At 71.6% G+C, this 21,223-nt stretch carries 16 protein-coding genes; 5 read left to right on the plus strand and 11 right to left on the minus strand.

Features of this window, described 5'->3' with window-relative positions; translation table 11 throughout:
- Positions 1-148: 148 nt before the first annotated feature.
- The 6 genes from A4E84_RS17720 to A4E84_RS17745 all read right to left on the minus strand — a co-directional run bounded on the left by A4E84_RS17720 (position 149) and on the right by A4E84_RS17745 (position 8,766).
- Positions 149-1,285 carry a lipid II:glycine glycyltransferase FemX gene (locus A4E84_RS17720; protein ID WP_062927520.1) on the minus strand — a complete coding sequence of 379 codons (1,137 nt, stop codon included), beginning with the start codon at positions 1,283-1,285 and terminating at the stop codon, positions 149-151.
- A gap of 183 nt (positions 1,286-1,468) precedes the next feature.
- Positions 1,469-4,354: an FAD-binding and (Fe-S)-binding domain-containing protein gene (locus A4E84_RS17725; RefSeq protein WP_062927521.1), complete on the minus strand. Its 2,886-nt coding sequence runs from the start codon at positions 4,352-4,354 to the stop codon at positions 1,469-1,471.
- 23 nt (positions 4,355-4,377) lie between these two features.
- Positions 4,378-5,220: a carbohydrate ABC transporter permease gene (locus tag A4E84_RS17730; protein ID WP_062927522.1), complete on the minus strand. Its 843-nt coding sequence runs from the start codon at positions 5,218-5,220 to the stop codon at positions 4,378-4,380.
- A gap of 7 nt (positions 5,221-5,227) precedes the next feature.
- A complete protein-coding gene (locus A4E84_RS17735; protein WP_062927523.1) occupies positions 5,228-6,220 on the minus strand; it encodes a carbohydrate ABC transporter permease in 993 nt (330 codons plus the stop codon).
- Between the two features lie 103 nt (positions 6,221-6,323).
- A complete protein-coding gene (locus A4E84_RS17740; protein ID WP_062927524.1) occupies positions 6,324-7,664 on the minus strand; it encodes an ABC transporter substrate-binding protein in 1,341 nt (446 codons plus the stop codon).
- Positions 7,665-7,746: 82 nt separating this feature from the next.
- Entirely contained in the window at positions 7,747-8,766 is a 1,020-nt protein-coding gene (locus A4E84_RS17745) for a LacI family DNA-binding transcriptional regulator (protein ID WP_062927525.1), read from the minus strand.
- Between the two features lie 207 nt (positions 8,767-8,973).
- On the opposite strand from A4E84_RS17745, the gene A4E84_RS17750 reads away from it, so the two are divergent.
- Both A4E84_RS17750 and serC read left to right on the plus strand, forming a co-directional pair.
- Positions 8,974-10,320 carry a glycoside hydrolase family protein gene (locus A4E84_RS17750; RefSeq protein WP_062927526.1) on the plus strand — a complete coding sequence of 449 codons (1,347 nt, stop codon included), beginning with the start codon at positions 8,974-8,976 and terminating at the stop codon, positions 10,318-10,320.
- Positions 10,321-10,392: 72 nt separating this feature from the next.
- Positions 10,393-11,511 carry a phosphoserine transaminase gene (gene serC / locus A4E84_RS17755; protein WP_062927527.1) on the plus strand — a complete coding sequence of 373 codons (1,119 nt, stop codon included), beginning with the start codon at positions 10,393-10,395 and terminating at the stop codon, positions 11,509-11,511.
- A gap of 63 nt (positions 11,512-11,574) precedes the next feature.
- Here the strand turns inward: serC and A4E84_RS17760 are convergent, their stop codons facing one another.
- On the minus strand, positions 11,575-12,225 hold the full coding sequence (locus A4E84_RS17760; protein WP_062931498.1) for a formylglycine-generating enzyme family protein: 651 nt from the start codon (positions 12,223-12,225) through the stop codon (positions 11,575-11,577).
- A gap of 213 nt (positions 12,226-12,438) precedes the next feature.
- Between A4E84_RS17760 and A4E84_RS17765 the strand changes: the two genes are divergently transcribed.
- The 3 genes from A4E84_RS17765 to A4E84_RS17775 all read left to right on the plus strand — a co-directional run bounded on the left by A4E84_RS17765 (position 12,439) and on the right by A4E84_RS17775 (position 15,769).
- The gene (locus A4E84_RS17765) at positions 12,439-12,813 is read left to right on the plus strand and encodes a hypothetical protein (RefSeq protein ID WP_159029589.1); all 375 of its coding nucleotides are present in this window, start codon (positions 12,439-12,441) and stop codon (positions 12,811-12,813) included.
- Between the two features lie 83 nt (positions 12,814-12,896).
- Positions 12,897-13,580, plus strand: a complete 684-nt coding sequence (locus A4E84_RS17770; RefSeq protein WP_237304946.1) for an ABC transporter ATP-binding protein — start codon at positions 12,897-12,899, stop codon at positions 13,578-13,580.
- Positions 13,568-15,769 (plus strand): hypothetical protein, encoded by a 2,202-nt coding sequence (locus A4E84_RS17775; RefSeq protein ID WP_062927530.1) that lies wholly within the window; start codon positions 13,568-13,570, stop codon positions 15,767-15,769. The genes A4E84_RS17770 and A4E84_RS17775 overlap by 13 nt, the downstream gene beginning before the upstream one ends.
- 165 nt (positions 15,770-15,934) lie before the next feature.
- Here the strand turns inward: A4E84_RS17775 and A4E84_RS17780 are convergent, their stop codons facing one another.
- The 4 genes from A4E84_RS17780 to A4E84_RS17795 form a co-directional block, all read right to left on the minus strand.
- Positions 15,935-17,545, minus strand: a complete 1,611-nt coding sequence (locus A4E84_RS17780) for an alpha/beta hydrolase (protein WP_062927531.1) — start codon at positions 17,543-17,545, stop codon at positions 15,935-15,937.
- A gap of 232 nt (positions 17,546-17,777) precedes the next feature.
- Positions 17,778-19,295 carry a cellulase family glycosylhydrolase gene (locus A4E84_RS17785; protein WP_062927532.1) on the minus strand — a complete coding sequence of 506 codons (1,518 nt, stop codon included), beginning with the start codon at positions 19,293-19,295 and terminating at the stop codon, positions 17,778-17,780.
- Between the two features lie 148 nt (positions 19,296-19,443).
- Positions 19,444-20,262 (minus strand): ABC transporter permease, encoded by an 819-nt coding sequence (locus tag A4E84_RS17790; protein ID WP_062927533.1) that lies wholly within the window; start codon positions 20,260-20,262, stop codon positions 19,444-19,446.
- The gene (locus A4E84_RS17795; protein WP_062927534.1) at positions 20,259-21,218 is read right to left on the minus strand and encodes an ATP-binding cassette domain-containing protein; all 960 of its coding nucleotides are present in this window, start codon (positions 21,216-21,218) and stop codon (positions 20,259-20,261) included. Before A4E84_RS17795 ends, A4E84_RS17790 begins: the two co-directional genes overlap by 4 nt.
- Positions 21,219-21,223: the final 5 nt, after the last annotated feature.

The following is a 21,223-nucleotide window of genomic DNA, read 5'->3' on the forward strand; positions in this document are numbered from 1 at the left end:
GCTCGGGATCGGTGTCAGGGGTGCTGCACATGTGCGGTGCGTACACCGGGATGCACTCTACGTACAGCCCGATGCACTGCGCAGTCCAGGGTAATGGACTTCGTCAGGTGCGTGAACCCCTTTTGCCTCTGTCTCGTGCTGTGAGACGTCAGCGGCGGGCGAGGTACAGGTTGAGCGCCTTGTACAGCAGCCGGTTGAGCGGGTAGTCCCATTCGCCGAGGTACTCGACGGCCTCACCGCCGGTGCCCACCTTGAAGCGCAGCAGGCCCAGCAGGTGGCTGGACTCCTCCAGGGTGTCGGTGATGCCGCGCAGGTCGTAGACGGCGGCGCCGAGTTCGTGCGCGTCGGTCATCATGCGCCACTGCACGGCGCTGCTCGGCTGCACCTCGCGGCGGCGGGCGGTGGAGGCGCCGTAGGAGTACCAGACGTGGTCGCCGACGGTCAGCATCGTGGCCGCGGCGAGCACCTCCCCGTCGTGGTGGGCGAGGTAGAGCCGCATGCGGTCCGGGTGTTCGGCGGTGAGCGCGCTCCACATGCGCTGGAAGTACGGCAGCGGGCGCGGGATGAAGCGGTCCCGCTCGGCGGTCTCGCAGTACAGCTCGTGGAAGGCCGGCAGGTCCTCCAGGTCGCCGCGCACGACCTTCACCCCGGCCTTCTCCGCCTTCTTGATGTTGCGGCGCCACTGCTGGTTCAGGCCGTTGTGGATGTCCTCCAGCGAACGGCCGGCGAACGGCACCTGGAAGACGTAGCGGGGCTGGCCCGCGGCGAATCCGTCCTCGCCGGAGGCCTCGGACTGCCGCCAGCCCATCCGCCGCAGGCTGTCCGCGACCTGGCCGGCCCGCGGTTCGTACGACGTCGCCCGCACGTCGCGCAGCCGCCGGGCGGCCGGGTCCGCGATCGCCGCCTTGACCGCGTCGGCGCTCCAGCGGCGCACCACGACCGGCGGGCCCATCCGCACCGCGAAGGCGCCCCGCCGTCTCAGGTGCGCGAGCATCGGCTCCAGCAGCCGTTCGAGGCCGGGCTCCTGCCAGTCGATCAGCGGGCCCTCGGGGAGGTAGGCGAGGTACCGCGGCAGCCCGGGCAGGCGCGGCCCGGGCAGGGGGCGCAGCAGCACCAGTCCCACGCCGACGAGCTGCCCGCCGCCGTCGAACCAGCCGAGGCTCTCCGCCCGCCAGTCGGGCTTGACCGCACCCCAGGAGGGCAGCTGGGTGTGGCTGGCGGAGGGGCGGGCCGTGACGAACGCGAGGTGCTCGTCACGGGTGATCGGCTGGACGCGGACGCTCATGCGCGGGCTCCTTCGAGCAGCGGCCTCAGGTCGTGCCCGCGAAGTCCCGTCGTCCGCCCGGGGCAGGCGGGGGCTTCGCGGACACGGCCTGGACGGGCAGTGGCTGGTTCCGCGAGCCTAGGAGCGGCTTCGGCCCTCCCCCGGTTCAGACACTCGGGTCCGCCCTCCCGTGGCCCGAACGCCTCACGTGCCGTCGCGCCCCGGGTTCTCGTCGAGCGCCTCGGCCAGTACCTCCGCGAGGTGCCTGCCCCGTACGCCCGCCAGCTGCCGGAGCTGGGTACGGCAGGAGAAGCCGTCCGCCAGGACCACCGTGCCGTCGGGGGCGTCCCGCACGGACGGCAGGAGCTGTTCCTCGGCGCAGGCGGCGGACACCTCGTAGTGGCCCTTCTCGAAGCCGAAGTTCCCCGCGAGGCCGCAGCAGCCGCCGCTCAGTTCGCCGGTGAGCCGGGCCGCTTCCCGCAGCCGGCGGTCGGCGGCGTCGCCGAGCACCGCGTGCTGGTGGCAGTGGGTCTGCCCGGCCACCGGGCGGGACACGCGCGGCGGCCTCCAGCCGGGGGCGTGGCGCTCCAGCGCCTCCGCGAAGGTGAGCACCTTCGCGGCCAGGCGGGCCGCGCGCGGGTCGTCGTGGAGCAGCTCGGGAACGTCCGTGCGCAGGGCAGCCGCGCAGCTCGGCTCCAGGACCACGACCGGCGCGTCGGTCTCCAGTACCGGTTCCATCAGGTCCAGGGTGCGGCGCATGACGGCCCGGGCCCGGTCCAGCTGGCCCGTCGACACGTACGTCAGCCCGCAGCAGACCCGCCCCCGGCCGCGCAGCAGGGTCAGCGGGTCGAGGGCGACGGTCCTGCCGTCCCCCACGGGCGGTTTCGCCAGGTGCACGGTCGGCGGCAGCGCCACCCGCAGCCCGGCCGCCTCCAGGACCCGTACGGCGGCCTGCCCCACGGCCGGGGAGAGGTGCTCGGTGAAGGTGTCGGGCCACAGGACGACCACGTCGCCCCGCGTGGCCGGGCGGTGCGCCCGCCGCCGCTCCCACCACCGGCTGAACGTCCGCCGGGCCACCCGCGGGAGTTCCCGCTCGGGCGCGATGCCGCCCAGCCGCTTCGCCGCCCAGGCGAGAGGCCGTACCGCTGCCAGGGCGTTGACCAGCCACGCCGTGTGCGTACGGGCCACCGCCCGCAGCCACACGGGCAGCCGGCCCATGGTGTGGTGCGCGGCGGGCCGGAGCCGCCCGGCGTAGTGGTGGTGCAGGAACTCCGCCTTGTACGTGGCCATGTCGACCCCGACCGGGCAGTCCGAGCGGCAGCCCTTGCAGGACAGGCACAGGTCCAGCGCGTCCCGGACCTCGGTCGAGCGCCAGCCGTCCGTCACCACCTCACCGGCGAGCATCTCGTGCAGCAGCCGGGCCCGCCCGCGCGTGGAGTGCTCCTCCGCGCCCGTCGCCCGGAAGGACGGGCACATGACGCCCGGGCCGGACACCGAGGTCGTACGGCACTTGGCGACGCCCACGCAGCGCCGCACCGCCGCCGGGAAGTCACCGCCGTCGGCCGGGTAGCCGAAGGCCACGTCGACGGGCTCGCGGGGCAGGACGGAGAAGCGCAGGCCGCTGTCGAGTGGCGCGGGGCGGACGAGCATGCCGGGGTTGAGCAGGTCGTCCGGGTCCCACACCCCTTTGACCCGCTCGAAGAGGCCGACCATCTCCGAGCCGTACATCCGCGGCAGCAGCTCCGCCCGCGCCTGCCCGTCCCCGTGCTCCCCGGACAGTGAGCCGCCGTGCGCCACCACCAGCTCCGCGAGCTCCTCCGAGAAGCGGCGGAAACGGGCGACGCCCGCCTCGGTGAGCAGGTCGAAGTCGATCCGGACGTGGATGCAGCCGTCCCCGAAGTGCCCGTACGGCGTGCCGCGCAGGCCGTGCGCCGCCATCAGCGCCCGGAAGTCCCGCAGGTACGCCCCCAGCCGGGCGGGCGGCACGGCGCAGTCCTCCCAGCCCGGCCACGCCTCGGTCCCGTCGGGCATCCGGGTCGCCGTACCGCTCGCGTCCTCCCGGATCCGCCACAGCGCGCGCTGCCCCGCCGGGTCGGTGATCACGAGCGCGTCCACCACATCGGCGGCCCGCACGACCGCCTCCGCACGCGCGCGTGCCTCAGCCGCCGACTCCCCGCCGGTCTCCACGAACAGCCAGGCTCCGCCCCTCGGCAGCGCCTGCGGGGACGGCACCAGGTCCGCCGCCATGCCCTCCACGGTCAGCGGGCCGAGGGGCAGCAGCCCGGCCGCGGCCTGGGCGGCCGCGCTCTCGTCGGCGTACGCCAGCACGGCCAGCGCCCGCGCGCGGGGGGCCTCGACGAGGCGTACGACCGCCTCCGTCAGCACGCCGAGGGTGCCCTCAGAACCACAGAAGGAGCGGGCCACGTCGGCGCCGCGCTCGGGCAGCAGGGCGTCCAGGGCGTAGCCGGAGATGCGGCGGGGCAGGTCGGGGAAGCCGGTGCGCAGGCGCGCCAACTCCTCCTCGGCCAGGGCACGCAGCCCGTCCGGCGCCCCGGCCCAGTCCCGCCCGAGCCGCAGCCGCTCGCCCCGCGCGGTGACGACGTCCAGCTCCCGCACACTGTCCGCGGTCGTGCCCCACGCCACCGAGTGCGAGCCGCACGAGTTGTTGCCGATCATGCCGCCGAGCGTGCAGCGGCTGTGCGTGGACGGGTCGGGCCCGAAGCGCAGCCCGTGCGGGGCGGCGGCCTCCTGGAGCCGGTCCAGCACCAGCCCCGGCTGCACCACAGCCGTCCGCGCGTCGGGATCCAGGGCGACCAGCCGGTTCATGTGCCGGGTGAAGTCCAGGACGACACCGGTGCCGGTGGCCTGCCCGGCGATGGAGGTGCCGCCGCCCCGGGCGACGACGGGCACCCCTTGCTCCCGGCACACCGCGAGCACCGCCGCCACGTCGTCGGCGTCACGCGGAGCGACCACGCCGACCGGGACCCGCCGGTAGTTGGACGCGTCCATGGTCGTCAGCGCCCGGGAGGTGACGTCGAACCCGACGTCACCCCGGACGACGGCACGCAACCGCGCTTCGAGATCGGTCATGCGTCCAGCATGCCCCCGGAGCCTCAGCCCTTGACGGCGGAGCTGGCCACGCCCTCGACGAACCAGCGCTGGAAGAACGCGAAGACGATCAGCACGGGCAGCACCAGCAGCACTCCGAAGGCGAGGATCTGACCCCAGTCCGGGGGCTGCTGGCCCTGGAAGACGCTCATCTCCAGCGGCAGCGGGCGCACGGACGGGTCGGACACCATCAGCACCGGCCACAGGAAGGAGCCCCACTGGATCAGGAACGTGAGGATCGCGACCGAGGCGAACACCGGCCGGGACATCGGCACGATGATCGCGAAGAAGGTCCGCCAGGGCCCCGCGCCGTCCAGCCGGGCCGCCTCCTCGATGCTCGGCGGGATCTTCTTGAAGAACGTGTGGAACTGGTAGATCGCGAAGGCGTTGGCGACGAACGGCAGTGCCTGGATGAACAGGGTGTTGCGCTGGCCGTTGAACATGTAGAACAGCGGCACCGCCACCGACTCGAACGGGATCAGCATCAGCAGCAGGACCAGGGTGAACACCGCGTTCTGCCCCCGCCACTTCAGCCGCGTCAGCCCGTAGGCCGCCATCGAGTTGACGATCAGCCCGCCCGTCACCACGACGAACGACAGCAGCACCGACACGCCCATGAACTGCCAGAAGTAGCCCGTGCTGTCGGAGTTGAGGCTGTCGAGGACGGCGGCGTAGTTGTCGAAGGAGAGATGGGTGGGCAGGAAGCCGGACAGGCCGTTCAGGACCTCGTCGGACGGCTTGAGGCTGCCGAGGAAGAGGTAGAGCGCGGGGAGGGCGAAGACGAACGCCAGGACGCTCAGGACGGTGTAGTCGAGGACGCGGCGCACGGGCGTACGGGTCATGGCCATGGGTGGGTCAGTCCTCGTTGTCGGGCCGGACGACGCGGCGCTGGACGATGGTCAGGGCGACGACGATCAGGAAGAACACCACCGTGACGGCCGAGGCCTGGCCGATGTTGTTCTGGTCGAAGGCCGTGGTGACGGCCTGGTACATCACCGTGCGGGTGGCGTCCTCGTCCAGGCCGCCGCCGCGGATGAGGATGTACACCTGGTCGAAGACCCGGAAGGACAGCACCGAGGTCAGCATCGCGACGAAGACGAGGGTGCCGCGGATGCCGGGCAGGGTGACGTGCCGGAACTGCTGCCAGCGGGAGGCCCGGTCCAGCTGGGAGGCCTCGTAGAGCTCGCCCGGGATCTGCTGGAGGCCGGCCAGCAGGATGACCATCTGGAAGCCGACGCCCTGCCACACCGACAGCACGATGATCGAGCCCATCGCGGTGAGGCCGTCACCGAGCCAGTCGAAGGCGCCCCAGTGGCCGAAACTCACCGCGTCCAGCAGCGAGTTGAGCATGCCCTGCTCGCTGCGGGCGAGGATCAGCCGCCAGATCACGGCGACCAGCGCCATCGGGAAGACCACCGGCATGAAGAAGAAGGACCGGAACACGCCGATGGCCTTCAGCTTGCGGTTGAGCAGGATCGCCAGGGCCAGGGCGAGGCCCGTCTGGAGCGGTACGACGACGACGGCGAAGGTCAGGTTGTTCAGCAGCGCCCGCAGGAACGGGCCGGACAGATCGGGGTCGGTGAACAGCCGCCGGTAGTGCTCCACACCGAAGAAGGCGGGCTCCAGCGGCGAGCCGAGGCGGACGTTGTAGAAGGAGAGCACCACGGCGTAGCCGAACGGGATGCCGACGAAGGCGATCAGCCCGCCGACGGCCGGGGCGGACATCAGCAGCCCGTGCAGCCGGTCACGGTTGCCGCGCGCGTGACGCGGGGGCTTCGCGGGGGGCGCGGACGAGACGGCCTGCGCCCGGCCTGGGGCCGCGGCGTGCGCGGGTTCCACGGTTTTCACGGGAGGGGTCCTCTTCCCGGCGGGGCGGGCGCGGTCGGTACATGGCTGCGTCATTGCCTCGCCACGTCGACGGCGGCCCGCCCGGGCCGATACGTCCTGCGGGTTACGGGATCTCGTAGCCGGCGTTGTCGGTGAAGTCCCGGTCGATGGCGCGGGCGGCCTTCCGCAGGGCTTCCTCGGGGTCGGCGCCGCCGTAGATCGAGTTCAGGGCCGTGTTGAACTTGGCGGTGACGGTGGGGTATCCGGCGGTCACCGGGCGGGTGACGGCGACGCAGGAGGCACTGATGTCGCTGTCGCCGCAGGGCTTGGCCAACTGGTCGGCGAAGAGCTGGAGCGGGCCGCCCTTCTTGTAGAGGTCGCTCTTGGCCAGGGCGGTCCTGGTGGCGGGCACCGCGCCGTTGGCCTTCGTCATCGCGCCGACGTTGTCGTCGTTCAGCAGGTAGTCCAGGAAGGTGCCGGCGGCCTTGCCGTTCTTGCTGTCGGCGCCGATGCCCCAGGCCCATGAACCCTGTCCGGTCTTGGGACCGTTGCCGAAGTCCGGCAGCGGCAGCACGGCGAGGTCGTCGCCGAGGGCCTTGCTGTAGGCGGGGTAGTTCCAGTGGCCGACCCAGCTCAGCGCCACCTTGCCCTTGGCGAAGGCGTTGCCGTCGGTGTTGGGGTCGACGTAGGGCTTCCAGGACTGGAAGGTCTTCATCGCGGAGACGGTCTTCGGGCTGTCGAGGGCGCCTTCCGCCTTGCCGTCCTTCAGCAGCCCGCCGCCGGCCGAGAAGACGATCGGGGAGAAGCCGAAGGTGCCCCACTCGGAGGCCAGGCCGTACTGCTCCGATATGTCGAGGACCTTGCCGTCGGGGTCCTCGCCCTTCAGCGCCTTGAGGGCCTTGCCGAACTCCTCGGCCGTCCAGGCGTCGTCCACGCTCGTCGGGTACTTCACGCCGGCCGCGTCCAGCAGCTTCTTGTTGGCGTACATGCCGAGCCCGGCGTCGAACATGCCGAGGCCGTAGTGCTTGCCCTCGATCTCGCCCTGCGCCTTGATCGCGTCCGTGGCGTTGCCGAGGGTCTTGGCGGAGACGTGGCCGTCGACCGGGGCGAGCTTGCTGTTGTAGACGAAGTTCGCCATCGTCGGGCCGTCGAACTCCAGCACGTCCGGAAGTTCGGAGGCGTCGGTGGCGGTGATGGTCTTGGTGTAGTCCTTCTCGGGGATCAGCTTCAGCTCGGCCTTGACGGCGTTCTGCGAGGAGTTGAAGGACTTCACCGCGCTCTGCAGCGCGGCCGTCTCGCTCGCCTGGCCCTGGTGGGCCCAGACGCTGATGGTGCCCTTGCCGCTGCCCTCCTCGGCAGAGGTGTCGCTGCCGCCCCCACCGCCGCAGGCGGCCAGTGCGGCCAGTGGCAGCAGGGCGAGGGCCGTCAGGCCCGTACGGCGGTGTCTTCCGTGGCCGGTGATCATGGTGGTGCCTCCGAGCGGGGTGTGCGGGTGGGTGCGCGGACGGTGGGGAGGGGGAGCAGGGAAAACGGGGGAGGGCGCGGGGCTACCGCTGCCGGCCGGTGTGCGGCGGAGCGGTGGTCTCGCGGAGGATGAAGCGGATGGGCATCTCGACGGGGCGCGGCGAACCGGCATCCGGCCCCTCCAGCCGCGTCAGCAACAGCCGGGCCGCCTCCCGGCCCTGGGCGGCGACCGGCTGGGCCACGGTGGTCAGCCCGACCACCTCGGACAGCTCGTGATCGTCGAAGCCGACCACGGACACGTCCTCCGGAACCCTCAGACGGTGCCGGCGCAGGGCACGCAGCGCGCCCATCGCCATCTCGTCGGACTGCGCGAACACGGCGGTCGGCGGATGGCGCAGCGCCAGCAGCTCGGTCATGGCCCGCTCACCGCCCTCGACCGTGTAACCGCCGTCCGCCTCCAGGGCGGGGTCGGACTCGATCCCCGCGTCGGCCAGCACGTCCAGGTAGCCCTGCCGGCGGTCGAGGGGCGTGGTCCAGTGCAGCGGCTCGCTGGCGCCGGAGATCATGCCGATCCGCCGGTGGCCCAGGTTCACCAGGTGCCGTACGGCGCTCTCCGCGCCGCCCCGGTCGTCGATGCCGACCACCATGAAGCCGGGCCGGGCGCCGCCGACCGTGGTCGCCAGCGGCACGCCGAGGGAGCACAGGGCGGCGGCCTCCTCCGGGTCCGGGATCAGCAGGGACAGCACGGCGTCGACCCGCTTGCGGATCGGCAGCTTGGTGAAGAAACGCTTGCGTGCCTCCGGTGAGCCGAGGTTGTACAGCAGGACGTCGTAACCGGCGGCGCTGAAGACCTTCTCGGCCGCGTCCAGCACCGTGCCGAAGAACCAGCGGCCGACGTACGGGACGACGACGCCGATGGTGTAGGTGCGCCCGCTGGCCAGGCTGGAGGCCGAGCGCGAGGCGGTGTAGCCCAGTTCGGCGGCGGCCGCGACGATCCGGGCCCGCATCTCCTCCGACACTCCCGAACGGCCGCGCAGGGCGCGGGACACGGTGGACGCCGAGACGCCGGTGGCCTCGGCGACATCGGTGATGCTGACCGTCACGGGTCGCTCCTTGGTCGGGTGCGCGCCGCGTGGCCGGGGGTCCGGAGCACGTCGGCGGGAGGGGGAGTGACGAGACCGTAAACCCGCTCACCTGGTTGCGCAAGCGTTTGCGTTCAGATTTACTTCGGCTGACTCCCAGAGGAACTCCCCCCAGCAAGATCACAGCGCACGCGTTTGAGTGCCGCTGTCGGCAGACAGGACCTGTCCATGCGATACGCGCCGCCCGGCCTCTGCGTGAACGACTTCGACCTCCTGCGCCACGCGGACGGCACCTACACCGTGCTGCACCTCCAGGGCCCGTGGACGTCCGAGTTCGACCACCTGCGCATGGAGACCTCGTACGGCCGGGCCACCTCCACCGACCTGGTCCACTGGGAGCCGCAGGGCACGGCCTTCGGCAACGGCCTGCCGGGCCGCTTCGACCAGCAGGCGGTGTGGACCATGCACGCCTTCCCGCACGGCCCCGGCATGGCGATGCTCTACACCGCCGTCTCCGGACTCACCCCGGACGGCTGGCCCCTGCAGTCGATCGGCCTGGCCCGCTCCGAGCGCACCGACGGCACCGGCTGGCGCCGCCACGGCACGGGGCCGGTCGTCGAGGCGGACGGGCGCTGGTACCGCACCGGCGACCGCATGGGCTGGCGCGACCCCTTCGTCGTGCGCGACGACGAGTCCGACGGCTGGGTGATGGTGGTCTGCGCCGCCGACGCCTCCCTGCCCGTCGAGGTCGGCGGGTGCGTCGCCTGGGCCACCTCCGACGACCTGGAGCACTGGACCGTCCACCCGCCGTTGGTCTCCCCCGGCGACGTCGACGAGTTCGAGTGCCCCGTCCTGGAACGCCTCGACGACGGCGGCTGGCTGCTGCTCGGCTCCATCGGCGCCACCCGGGGCTTCGAGGCGTGGACCGCTCCGCGCCTGCGCGGCCCGTGGACCCGCCGCGGCCCGCTCGGCCCGACGGGCGCGTACGCCCCGCGCGTCGTCGCCGCCCCCGACGGCTCGCGCGTCGTGCTGCACACCACCCCGCGCCGCGTCGGCCTCAGCGACACCGGCGAGCGCTGCCGCGGCATGCTCGCCCAGCCCAAGGCCCTCGCCGTACCCGCGGATTCGGCACCCCGCCTGGAGTGGTGGCCGGGCCTGGACCCCTGGCTCGGTGGGGAGACGTACGACGCCCTCCTGCACGCGGTCGGCGACGTCAGCCTCTCCGGCCGCACCGAGATCGTCCTGCGCACGCAGGCCTCCGGCCCGGACCGGCCCGCGCTCACGGTCGGCTGCGACGGCAAGAACCTGTGGGTCACCGGCCCCGAGGGCACCCCGCTCGGCGAGACCCTCCTGCCGGAACCCGCCGCCGGCTTGCGCATCCTCACCGTCGGTGAGTACGTCGAGGTCTACGCCGACGGCGTCTTCGTCCTCACCACCCTGTGCTACTCCGGCCGCCCCGCACCCTGGACGGCCACCACCGAGGGCGGAGTCCGCCCCGTCGCCGTCCGCCCCCTGCGGCTGCCGGACCCGCACCGCGACGACGCCTCGGCCGTCTGGCCCGGCCCGCCGCACTGACCTGTCCACACGCCGTCTCACCCGACGGACGACGTTTCGCCCAGGTTTCTGGAAAGGGCTACGCTCCCCTGCGTGGCTGAGATCCAGATTCCTGCTGACATCAAGCCCGCCGACGGTCGATTCGGCGCGGGCCCCTCCAAGGTGCGGGTGGAGGCGCTGGACGCCCTGGCCGCCACCGGCACGTCCCTGCTCGGCACCTCCCACCGCCAGGCTCCCGTCAAGAACCTGGTCGGCAAGGTGCGCGAAGGCATCAGCGAGCTGTTCCAGCTCCCCGACGGCTACGAGGTGATCCTCGGCAACGGCGGCTCCACCGCGTTCTGGGACGTGGCGACCCACGGCCTGATCGAGAACAAGTCGCAGCACCTCAGCTTCGGCGAGTTCTCCTCCAAGTTCGCCAAGGCCGCGAAGCTCGCCCCGTGGCTGGCCGAGCCGGACGTCATCTCCGCCGACCCGGGCACCCACCCGGAGGCGGTCGCCGGGGCGGGCGTGGACGTCTACGCGTTCACCCACAACGAGACCTCTACCGGTGTCGCCATGCCGATCAAGCGCGTGGCGGGCGCCGACGAGGGCGCCCTGGTCCTGGTGGACGCCACCTCCGGCGCGGGCGGCCTCCCCGTCGACATCGCCGAGACGGACGTCTACTACTTCGCCCCGCAGAAGTCCTTCGCCTCCGACGGCGGCCTGTGGATCGGCGTCTTCTCCCCGGCCGCGATCGAGCGCGCCGAGCGCGTCCACGCGTCCGGCCGGCACGTCCCGGAGTTCTTCTCGCTGCCGACGGCGATCGACAACTCCCGCAAGAACCAGACGTACAACACCCCGGCGCTGGCCACCCTCTTCCTGCTGAACCAGCAGCTGGAGTGGATCAACGGCCAGGGCGGCCTTGACTGGTCGGTCCGGCGCACCGCCACCTCCGCCCGTACGCTCTACGGCTGGGCCGAGGACATCAAGTACGCCAACCCGTTCGTCACCGACCCGGCCAAGCGCTCGCAGGTCATCGGCACGATCGACTTCACGGACGAGGTCGACGCCGCCGCCGTCGCCAAGGTCCTGCGCGCCAACGGCATCGTCGACACCGAGCCCTACCGCAAGCTCGGCCGCAACCAGCTGCGCGTCGCGATGTTCCCGGCGATCGACCCGGCGGACATCGAGGCGCTCACCAAGTGCGTCGACTACGTGATCGAGAAGCTCTGACCTTCTCGCACACGACGTGAGTGTCGAGGGCGTCCCGCTCGTGCGGGGCGCCCTCTGCCGCGCTCAGGCCGGCATCGAACGCGCCACCCGGAACCCCACGTCGTCGATCCGGAACGTCGGATGGCTCCGGCGGCGCACCGAGGCGCGGCAGCTCCAGTGTTCGTCGGACCAGCCGCCGCCGCGCAGCACCCGGTAGGTGCCGTAGACCTCCGCGTCGTAGAGGTCCCAGCACCAGTCCCAGACGTTGCCCAGCATGTCGTACAGGCCCCAGGCGTTGGGCTGCTTGCCGCCCACGGGGTGGATGCGGTCGTCCGCGTTGCCGCGGTACCAGGCGATCTCGTCGAGCGGGCCGTGACGGGGCCCGGTGCCGCCGGCGCGGCAGGCGTGTTCCCACTCGGCCTCGGTCGGCAGCCGGTAGCCGTCGGCGGCGGTGTCCCAGTCGGCGGCCCCGTCGCCGGACCGCACCTCGTACGCCGGGGTCAGGCCCTCGCGCCGGGACAGGGCGTTGCAGAACCGGACCGCGTCCCACCATGACACGCCCTCGACGGGCAGCAGCTCACCCCGGGCCGCGCTCGGACGCTCGCCGGTGACCTCGTCGTACCAGGCCTGGGTGACCGGCACCGCCGACATCCGGAACGACGCGACCTCGACCGTCCAGCTGCGCTCGGTCCGCCGGTCGGACAGCGTGACGGGCCCCGCCGGGACGGCCACCATGTCGTTCAGCACATCGCCCCCAGCGCGAGTCGTGGCGCCCCGAGCGGCCGCCGGTCGCTCCAAGTCGCGGTCGGCGCGGGGACGTTGTGAACCTATCAAGTGGACAGCCTGTGAGAGGCCTGTCATGATCCTTTGGCTCTGGGCCGGGGGCCCGGGGCCGCAGTACAGGTGAAGTCCTGGAGGAATCGATCCTCCGGGGGAGGGACGGAACGGATGATGACTCGAATAACCGGCAGGGCCGGGCGCCTCGCCCTCGCGGTGGCCGGCGCAACTCTCGCCCTCGGGGTGAGCGTCGGCAGCGGTCCGGCGTGGGCCTACATCGAGGCCTGGCAGGGTGACGACAACGCCAAGGGCTTCGAGGGTGACCGCCGTCTCCGCGTCTGCGACATGGAGGCCGACACGAACGCGGTGGAGGGCGAGTACTTCCGCGTCTACGACAACGACTCGAGTCACCTCTGGGACAAGAACGGCGCCGGCCCGGACAACTGCGTGAGGACCGGCGCGGGTGCGATCCTCAACAAGATCCGCGTCTGCGAGCAGCAGTTCGCCAAGCCGGACGCGTGCGGTTCCTGGGCCTACCGGATCTAGAGCGACTGCCGTGCGCCCGTCGCCGCCGTGGCGACGGGCGCGTTCTCATGTTCGACCACTGCCTTCCTCGCAAGGGACTCCTGGTGCGCAATCCCGTCCTCCACCTGCGTGACGTCCGGCTCGAACTGGCCGACCGCGTGCTGCTCAGCGGCGTCGATCTCACCGTCGCGGAGGGCGAGTCCGTCGCGTTGACGGGCCCCAGTGGCAGCGGGAAGAGCACGCTGCTCTCGTGTGTCCTGGGGCTCATCAGCCCGGACAGCGGAACCATCGAGGTGGCGGGCGCGGACGTCACGTCCCTGCGGGCCGGTGCGAGGGCGCGCCACCGGTCACGCCACATCGGCATGGTCTTCCAGTTCGGCGAACTGCTCCCGGAGCTGACGGCTCTGGAGAACGTGATGCTCGCCGCCATGCTGGGCGGTGTGCGAAGCTCCCGCGGACGCAGCGCTGCCGAAGAACTCCTCCACGACCTCGGCATCTCGGACACCTCGGTGGCGACGGGATCGCTGTCCGGCGGGGAGCGCCAGCGGGTGGCGATCGCCCGGGCCCTGGTCAACAGGCCGTCCCTGATCCTTGCCGACGAACCCACCGGCGCGCTCGATGACGACAACCGCGACCGCGTCAGTCAACTGCTGTATTCGCTGCCCTCCCGATGGGGCTGCGGGCTTCTGCTCGTCACGCACGACCAGAAGGTGGCGCTCGGCGCCGAGCGCGTCGCACGGATCACGGACGGGCAGATCAGCATGGGGGCTCCGACGTGGGGCGGCTGAGCGGGCGCGGCCTGACGCGGCAGCTGATGGCCATGGGGCTACGGGCCTCAAAGGGCGGTCCGGGGCACCGGCTGCGGAGTCTCGCGCTGGCACTGGCCACCGCGTTCCTCTGCTGCGCCGCCGGCACGGCGGTCATCACCATGGCGGCGGACAGCGCGGAGCAGAGCCACGCCCAGGCGAGAGCACCCCGGTTCACCGGCAAGTTCCCGGGAGAGCGTGCCGTCGCCCACTGGCGGGAGAGCGGTGACACGGTCGGCGGACTTCAGCACAGTGTCATCTTCGTCGAGCCGCTGACTCCCGGCGCCTCGCCGCCCCCCGGCCTGTCCGCATGGCCACGGCCGGGGGAGGCCGTGCTCTCCCCGGCGCTTGCCGCGGCCGGGCAGCGGGAGGGGATCTCCCACCGTTACGGACGGGACGCGGGGAGGATCTCCGCCGAAGGTCTCACGTCTCCGTCGGAGCGCCTGGTCTACGTCAGACCGACGGCCGCCAAATCCCCCGAGTGGGACAGGACGATGGAGATCTCCGGCTTCGGCGACCCCGATCCCACGCCGTTCGGGGACTCGATCGGCGTGGTCGACGCCGATGCGTTCATGGCGGCCGTGCTCGGCTTTCTGGGCCTTCCGGCCGCCGTCCTGACCGTGGTGGCCCTGCGCTGCGGTTCTGCTGCACGTGACCGTCGTACGGCTTTGCTCGACGCGCTCGGCGGCACGTGGCGGCACCGGGCCCTCGTGTGCGTGGGCGAAGCGCTGTGGCCGGTCGGGGCAGGTGCCTTGATCGGGACGCTGCCGCTCGTGACGGCGGCGTACACCGACGTCGCCGTTCCGCTCACCGACTACACGCTCTCGGCGGCGGCCGTTCGCGCCTGGCTGCCGGCGGTCCTCCTCGGCGCGGCGGGTGCGGCAGCCGGGGTGCTGGTCGCCTCGGTGCTGCTGCACCGGAAGAAGGGGGACGGCCGCTCCCCCCGCACGCTGACCGAGGGCCGGGTGAAGCGGCGTTACGCGCTGCTGTGCGCGCTCGGTCTCGTGCTGGCCATGCCGGTCGATCTCGGGCCGCTCGCTCCGGACTACCGCGTCAGCATCGTGCAGTACGCGATCGGCATCGTCCTGACGCTCGCGACCCTGCCCGCGTTGATCGCCTGGGCGATGACGGCCCTCGGGCGACGGCTGGCCGGCCGGTCCATCGCGAAGCGGTATCCGGGCGGGCTCATCGCCGGCCGTTGGCTGCACGCCCATCCGGGAGTCATCGCGCGTCTGGTGGTCGCCGTCGTGGTGGGCCTGGGTCTGGTCAGCCAGGTGCAGCTGTGGGTGAGCCGGACCACGGTGGCGGCCGCCGAGGCCAGGCAGACGTTCGATGCTCTGGGGGACAGCGTCCTGATCATCAGAAGCCGTGTCCAGCCGGCCTCGCACATCAAGGCGTTCCAAGAGGACACGGGACAGGGGCGCGCTGTGTTCGCTCTGGTCCAGGATCGCGGGGAGCCGGCCGTGCTCACCGGTCCCTGTGCGAGCTGGAAGGCTGTTCAGCTCCCCTGCCCGCCCCCTCGGTCCACCGTCCTGCGCGACGGTGACCGGCGGCTGAGCGAGCTGGGGCGCTGGGAAACCGGGACGCCGGACCTGCGCATCGCCAGCGACGGCATCCCCACAACGGGCGCACGCGGTGGCGTCGCAGAGATCAAACTCGTGGTGATCTCCCGCCCGGGTGACGCGTCGGCCGCCGGCACGGTCCGGGAAGCGGCCTACCGCCATCTGGGTACGGCGCCCTTGGTCAACGTCCTCGCAGGCGCGCAGCTGGGTGGCGCCCTGCTGGACGAGACCATCGCGAACTGGGTGACGCTGCTCGGCCTGGGGGGCATGCTCATGGCCGCACTCGCCGCCGCCTTCAGCGCCTTGGCGGAGTTCCAGGTCTTCGGAAGCCGGCTCGCTCCCGTCGGCGTCCTGGCGGGAGACACACACGTGTTCCGGTCCACCGCACTGTGGTACCTGTCCGTGCCGATCGGCGTGGCCGGTTGCGCCGGCGCCGTCGTGTCCGCCGTCCTCGGATATCCGATGGTGACCACGGGCGGGGCCCGCTGGGCACCGGAGCTCACCGCGGTGACGGTGGCGGGGAGCACGCTGCTGGCGATCTGCGTCGGCCTCGCGGGAGGCCAGGGAGTGGTCGCCCGGGCCAGGAGCTGGAGACCGGGCGCCGACTGATCGGCTGCTGGGCGCAGGGGGCTCCCTGCGTCCAGCGCCCGGCCCGCGGAGCACGCGCATCGCACGAAGCGACCGCCGCCGCCCGGGCCCCCGCGCGCGCACGAGGCGCCCGGGAAGCCCCGGGCGCCTCTCCCGTCAGATCAGCCGCTGCTCAGCCGGAAGAACTCACCGGCCGAACCCCAGGATCCCGCGCAGGCCGTCACCGACCGCCGCGACGGCGGGCTGCGGCGTGCTCGGCGCCTTCTGCGCCGCCGGCTGCGGCTTCGGGTCGGGGTTCTTCTTGCACACCGCGTCGGCCACACCGTTGCCGTGCGGGACCTTGCCGTCGGTCAGGTACGTGGCGAGGTGCTTGTCCAGGCAGGCGTTGCCGCTCAGCGTGACGCCGTGGTTGCCGCCGCCCTGCTCCACCACCAGGCTGGAGCCCTTCAGCAGCCGGTGCATGGTGACACCGCCCTGGTAGGGCGTGGCCGCGTCGTCCGTCGCCTGGAACAGCAGCACCGGCGGGAGCTTGCTGTTGGCGACGTTCACCGGCTTCAGCGTCTTCGTCGGCCAGAACGCGCACGGTGCGTTGTACCAGGCGTTGTTCCAGGCCATGAACGGCGCCTTCTCGTACACCGCCCAGTTGTCCTTGCGCCACTGCTTCCAGTCGCGCGGCCAGGACGCGTCACGGCACTGCACCGAGGTGTAGACGCTGTAGCCGTTGTCGCCGGAGGCGTCGATCGCCGCGATGTTGTCGTAGGCCTCGACCAGCGCGGCGGTGTCGTGGCTGTTGACGTAGGCCGCGAACGTCTGGGCGAGCGTGGGCCAGTAGCCGTTGTTGTAGCCGCCGGGGAGGAAGATGTCCTCCAGCTCGGAGGCGCCCACCTTGCCGCCCGCGGGCTTCTTGGCCAGGGCCGCCCGCATGGCGTACCACTTGGCCTCGATCTTCTTCGGGTCCGTGCCGAGCTTGTACGTGGAGTCGTACTTGGCTATCCACGTCATGAACGCCTTGTGACGCTTGTCGAAGGCGTAGTCCTGCTGGATGTTGTCGTCGTACCAGACACCGGTCGGGTCGACGATCGAGTCCAGGACCAGGCGCCGCACCCGCTCGGGGAACAGCTTGGCGTAGACGGCGCCCAGGTAGGTGCCGTACGAGTAGCCGAAGTAGTTGATCTTCGGTGCGCCCAGGGCCTTGCGGATCGAGTCCATGTCCTTCACGGCGCTGACCGTGTCGATGTACGGCAGGACGTCCTTGTACTTCGTGCCGCAGGCCTTGGCGAAGGACTTGGCGCGCTTGAGGTTGGCCTTCTCGAGGGCCGGTGTGCTGGGTACGGAGTCGGGGCGGACCGGGTCGAAGTAGCCCGGCTTGCAGTCCAGGGCGGGCTGGCTCTCGCCCACTCCGCGCGGGTCGAAGCCGATCACGTCGTACTGGGCCGCGACCTCCTTGGGCAGGGACGACGCGACGAACGGGGCCAGCGACAGACCGCTGCCACCGGGGCCGCCGGGGTTGACGAGCAGCGGGCCCTGGGACTTCGGCGCGGTGTGCGGCACGCGGGACAGCGCCAGCGTGATCTGCCTCCCCCGCGGCTTCGCGTAGTCGAGCGGCACCTTCAACGACGCGCACTGGAGCGTCGGGGCGTCGTCCGTACCGCATTTCTTCCATGCGATCTGCGCCGCGGCGGTCGTCAGGGCGGCGGTGTTCGCGGAGTGTGACGCGCCGGCGTTGGCGGGGGCGGCGGCGAGCGTCCCGGCCAGGACGACCGTGACGCCGCACAGTACGGCTGCGCTTCTTCTCATGGAGTTCTCTCGCAACGGTGAGGGGGGTCGGGCCCGTGAGTGACACGGGCCGTGCCGCATCGTTTCGAAGAGCGCGCAACACACGTACGGATTCGACCAAGACTTGACCGAATCGAGTCATAGTCTGCTCTCAGACACCCCTCAGAAAAGGGGAGTTACGGCAATCCGGACACGCCGCCTCGGCATGGGTACGCCCGGCGGTCACCGGGCGTACCCACTCACCGCCGCGCGCTCACGTCGCCGTACACCTCACATCCGTCGCACCTCCGCCCCCGGGCGCGCCGCCCAGGCCGAAGCTCGCCGAACCTCCCACCGCCACGCTCCCGTTGTGCGCCGCGTTGACCGCGGTGACGGTCGCCCCGTTCTGGGTGTGCGACGCGTTCCACATGCTCGTGACCTTCTGCGAGCCGCTCCACGTCCACGTCACCTTCCAGGACTTCAGCGGCAGCGTGCCCGTGTTGGTCACCTTCACCTCGGCGTTGAAGCCGCCGCCCCAGTCGCTGCCGACCGTGTACGCGGCGGAGCAAGTTGCGTTGCCGCCTCCGGGGTCGCCGGGACCGCCCGGCCCGGGACCGGGACCGGGGTCGAAGCCCGGGGCCTTGATGGACGCCAGGTAGCCGTCCTTCACCGTGTCGGCCGTCTGCCAGTCGTCCTTCAGGATGCCGCCCGTGTCACCGGAGTTGGGGTTCCAGGACCAGAACGTCCAGTGGAAGCTGTCGGCCCCGTACACGGACGTCGAGCGCAGGTACTTCACCAGCTCGGCCAGCCACTTCTGGTCCACCGAGGGCTGGAGCGTCGTACCGAACTCGCCGAGCCACACCGGGGCGATGTTCTGCTTGAAGATGTAGCCCCAGTACTTGTCCCAGATGCCCGGCATGTTGGCGGGGAAGGAGGGGTCGGAGAACCAGGACTGCTGGGCCACCGACGTCGCGTAGTCGTGCGCGGAGTACACCAGCCGGTTCGGCACGTCCAGCTGGACCGGGTGCTGGGCCACGCCCATCAGGTTGCCGCCCCACCAGCCGTTCGCGCCGTTGTACGACTGCACGCCCTCGACCATGATCAGCAGCTCGGGGTTGACCGACAGGACCGCGTTGCCCGCGCGCTGGGCGGCCAGGCGCCAGTCGCGGGAGGTGTCCCCGCAGCCCCAGCAGGCCGGGTCGCGCGGCTCGTTGTGCAGGTCGATGCCGATCACCGTGGAGTTGCCCTTGTAACGCGTCGCGAGGGCCTTGAGGTTGGTGATCCACGTCGACTCGGGGACCGACGCGGTGTACCAGAGCGCCGACTGGCCCGCCGCGTCCGGCCGGTGCCGGTCCAGGACGATCTTCAGGCCGGACTGGCCCGCGTAGGCGACGATCCTGTCCAGGACCTGGAGGGACGTCAGCCCGCGCAGGTCGGTGTTCTTGCCGTCGTGACTGATGCTGTCCGGCATGGTGCCGGGCTTGAGGAGGTCGTCGCTGTAGGGCATGCGGATGGTGTTGTAGCCCAGCGACTTCATCTGGTCGATCATGCTCTTGTAGTCGCGGGCCCACAGGCCGTGGACGACGTGGTTGGCGGTCTCGAAGCCGAACCAGTTGACGCCGGCGATACGGACGGGCTGCCCGGCCGCGTCCAGGATCTGCCGGCCGCTGGTGTGCCAGTAGCCGGCGCCGGCGGCCTCCGCGGTGACATCGGCCCGTGCCGACTGCACGCCGGCCAGCGGTAACAGGAGCGCCGCGGCAACACACAGGGCTCTGCGCAGGGTGCGGAACATGTGGCTGCTTCCTCTCGGTCCTCCGGGGACGGTGAGGCACGGCACCCGGAACTGACTGGGAGCGCTCCCATCATGCCGCGCACCTCCCAGAGAACTGACGCAACATCAGCACGTCAAGACCCTGGGAGGTGCGCGACCGTGGCAACCGCTATCGGCTCAGCTTCTGGAACCGCCGTACGGCCAGCGGCAGGAAGATCGCCGTCAGGATCACCGGCCACACCCCGGCCATCAGCAGCGCGTGCTGCTCGACCCAGGTGTCGCCATCGACCGGATTGCCGAACAGCTCGCGGGTCGCCGCCGCCGTGGAGGAGATCGGGTTCCAGACCGCCACCCAGCCGAGCCAGTCGGGCATGAGCTGCGGCGCGACGAAGATGCTGGAGATCATCGTGAAGGGGAAGGCGACCGCGAAGAGGCCGCCCGCCGCCTCGGGGTTGGGCACGATCAGGCCGAGCCACACCCCGATCCAGATCAGTGAGAAGCGCAGCCACAGCAGCAGCCCGAACGCGCCGAGGAAGCCCGCGCCGCCGTCCGGCCGCCAGCCCATGGCGAGCGCGGTGAGCATCATGATCGCCAACTCGGCGCAGGCGACGATGATGTCGGTGACCCCGCGCCCGGCCACCACGGCCGAGGAGGCCATCGGCATCGAGCGGAAGCGGTCGATGACGCCCTTGGTGGAGTCGTAGACCACGACGGTCGCCGTGTTGATGAAGCCGAACGCCATGGTCATCGCGAACATGCCCGGCATCAGGAAGTCCTTGTAGTCCCCGCCGCCCGGCACCTTCATGGCGCTGCCGAAGACATAGCCGTAGAGCAGCACGGACATGATCGGGAAGCCCAGCTGCCAGGCGATGTTGACCGGCTGGCGCTGGTAGTGGGTCAGGCCGCGGCGGACGATGTTCCAGCAGTCGGCGAGCAGCCAGTGGGCAGCGCTGCGCGTGCCGGGTGTGCTCAGGTCGGTGGCGCTCATGCTGCGGGCTCCTTCTCGGTGCGGTGGCCGGTCAGGCGCAGGAAGACGTCGTCGAGGCTCGGCCTGCGCAGCCCGATGTCCTCGACGCGGACGCCCTCGTCCTGGAGGGTCCGGGCGACCTCGGTGAGGGCGGTGACCCGGTCGGTGACCGGGGCGTGCACCCGCAACTCCGTCTCGTCCGCCTCGGGTTCGCCGTCCGTGACCCGGGCGACGACCTTCACCACACGCGGGATCTCGGACCGCTCGGCGACCACGACCTCGATACGGTCGCCGCCGACCAGGTTCTTCAGCCCGTCCGGGGTGTCGTCGGCGATGGCCCGCCCCTGGTCGATGACGGTGATGTGCGAGGCGAGCCTGTCGGCCTCCTCCAGATACTGCGTGGTCAGCAGCACGGTCGTGCCGCCGGCCACCAACGCCCTTACGGAGTCCCAGACTTCGCCCCGGCTGCGGGGGTCGAGACCGGTCGTCGGCTCGTCGAGGAAGAGGACGGCCGGGGCGAGGATCATGGACGCCGCGAGGTCGAGGCGGCGCCGCATGCCGCCGCTGTACTTGCCCACCCCCCGGTCACCGGCGTCGGTCAGGTCGAACTGCTCCAGCAGTTCGGTCGCCCGCAGCCTGGCCCGCTTCCCGCCCAGGTGGAACAGACGGCCGAACATCTCCAGGTTCTGCCGGCCGGTGAGCACCTCGTCCACCGCCGCGTACTGGCCGGTGAGCCCGATCCGGGCCCGGACCTCGCGCGACTGCCGGGCCAGGTCGAGACCGGCGACCGTCGCCCTGCCCCCGTCCAGCCGGATCAGCGTGGACAAGATGCGGACGGCGGTGGTCTTGCCCGCCCCGTTCGGCCCGAGCAGGCCGTGCACCGTGCCCTCGCGCACCGCCAGGTCGAAGCCGTCGAGTGCGCGCTTCTCGCCGTACCGCTTCTCCAGTGCCTCGGCCCGCACCGCGTATCCGTCCATGCCGC

The organism is Streptomyces qaidamensis (assembly GCF_001611795.1).
GTDB classification, from domain to species: domain Bacteria; phylum Actinomycetota; class Actinomycetes; order Streptomycetales; family Streptomycetaceae; genus Streptomyces; species Streptomyces qaidamensis.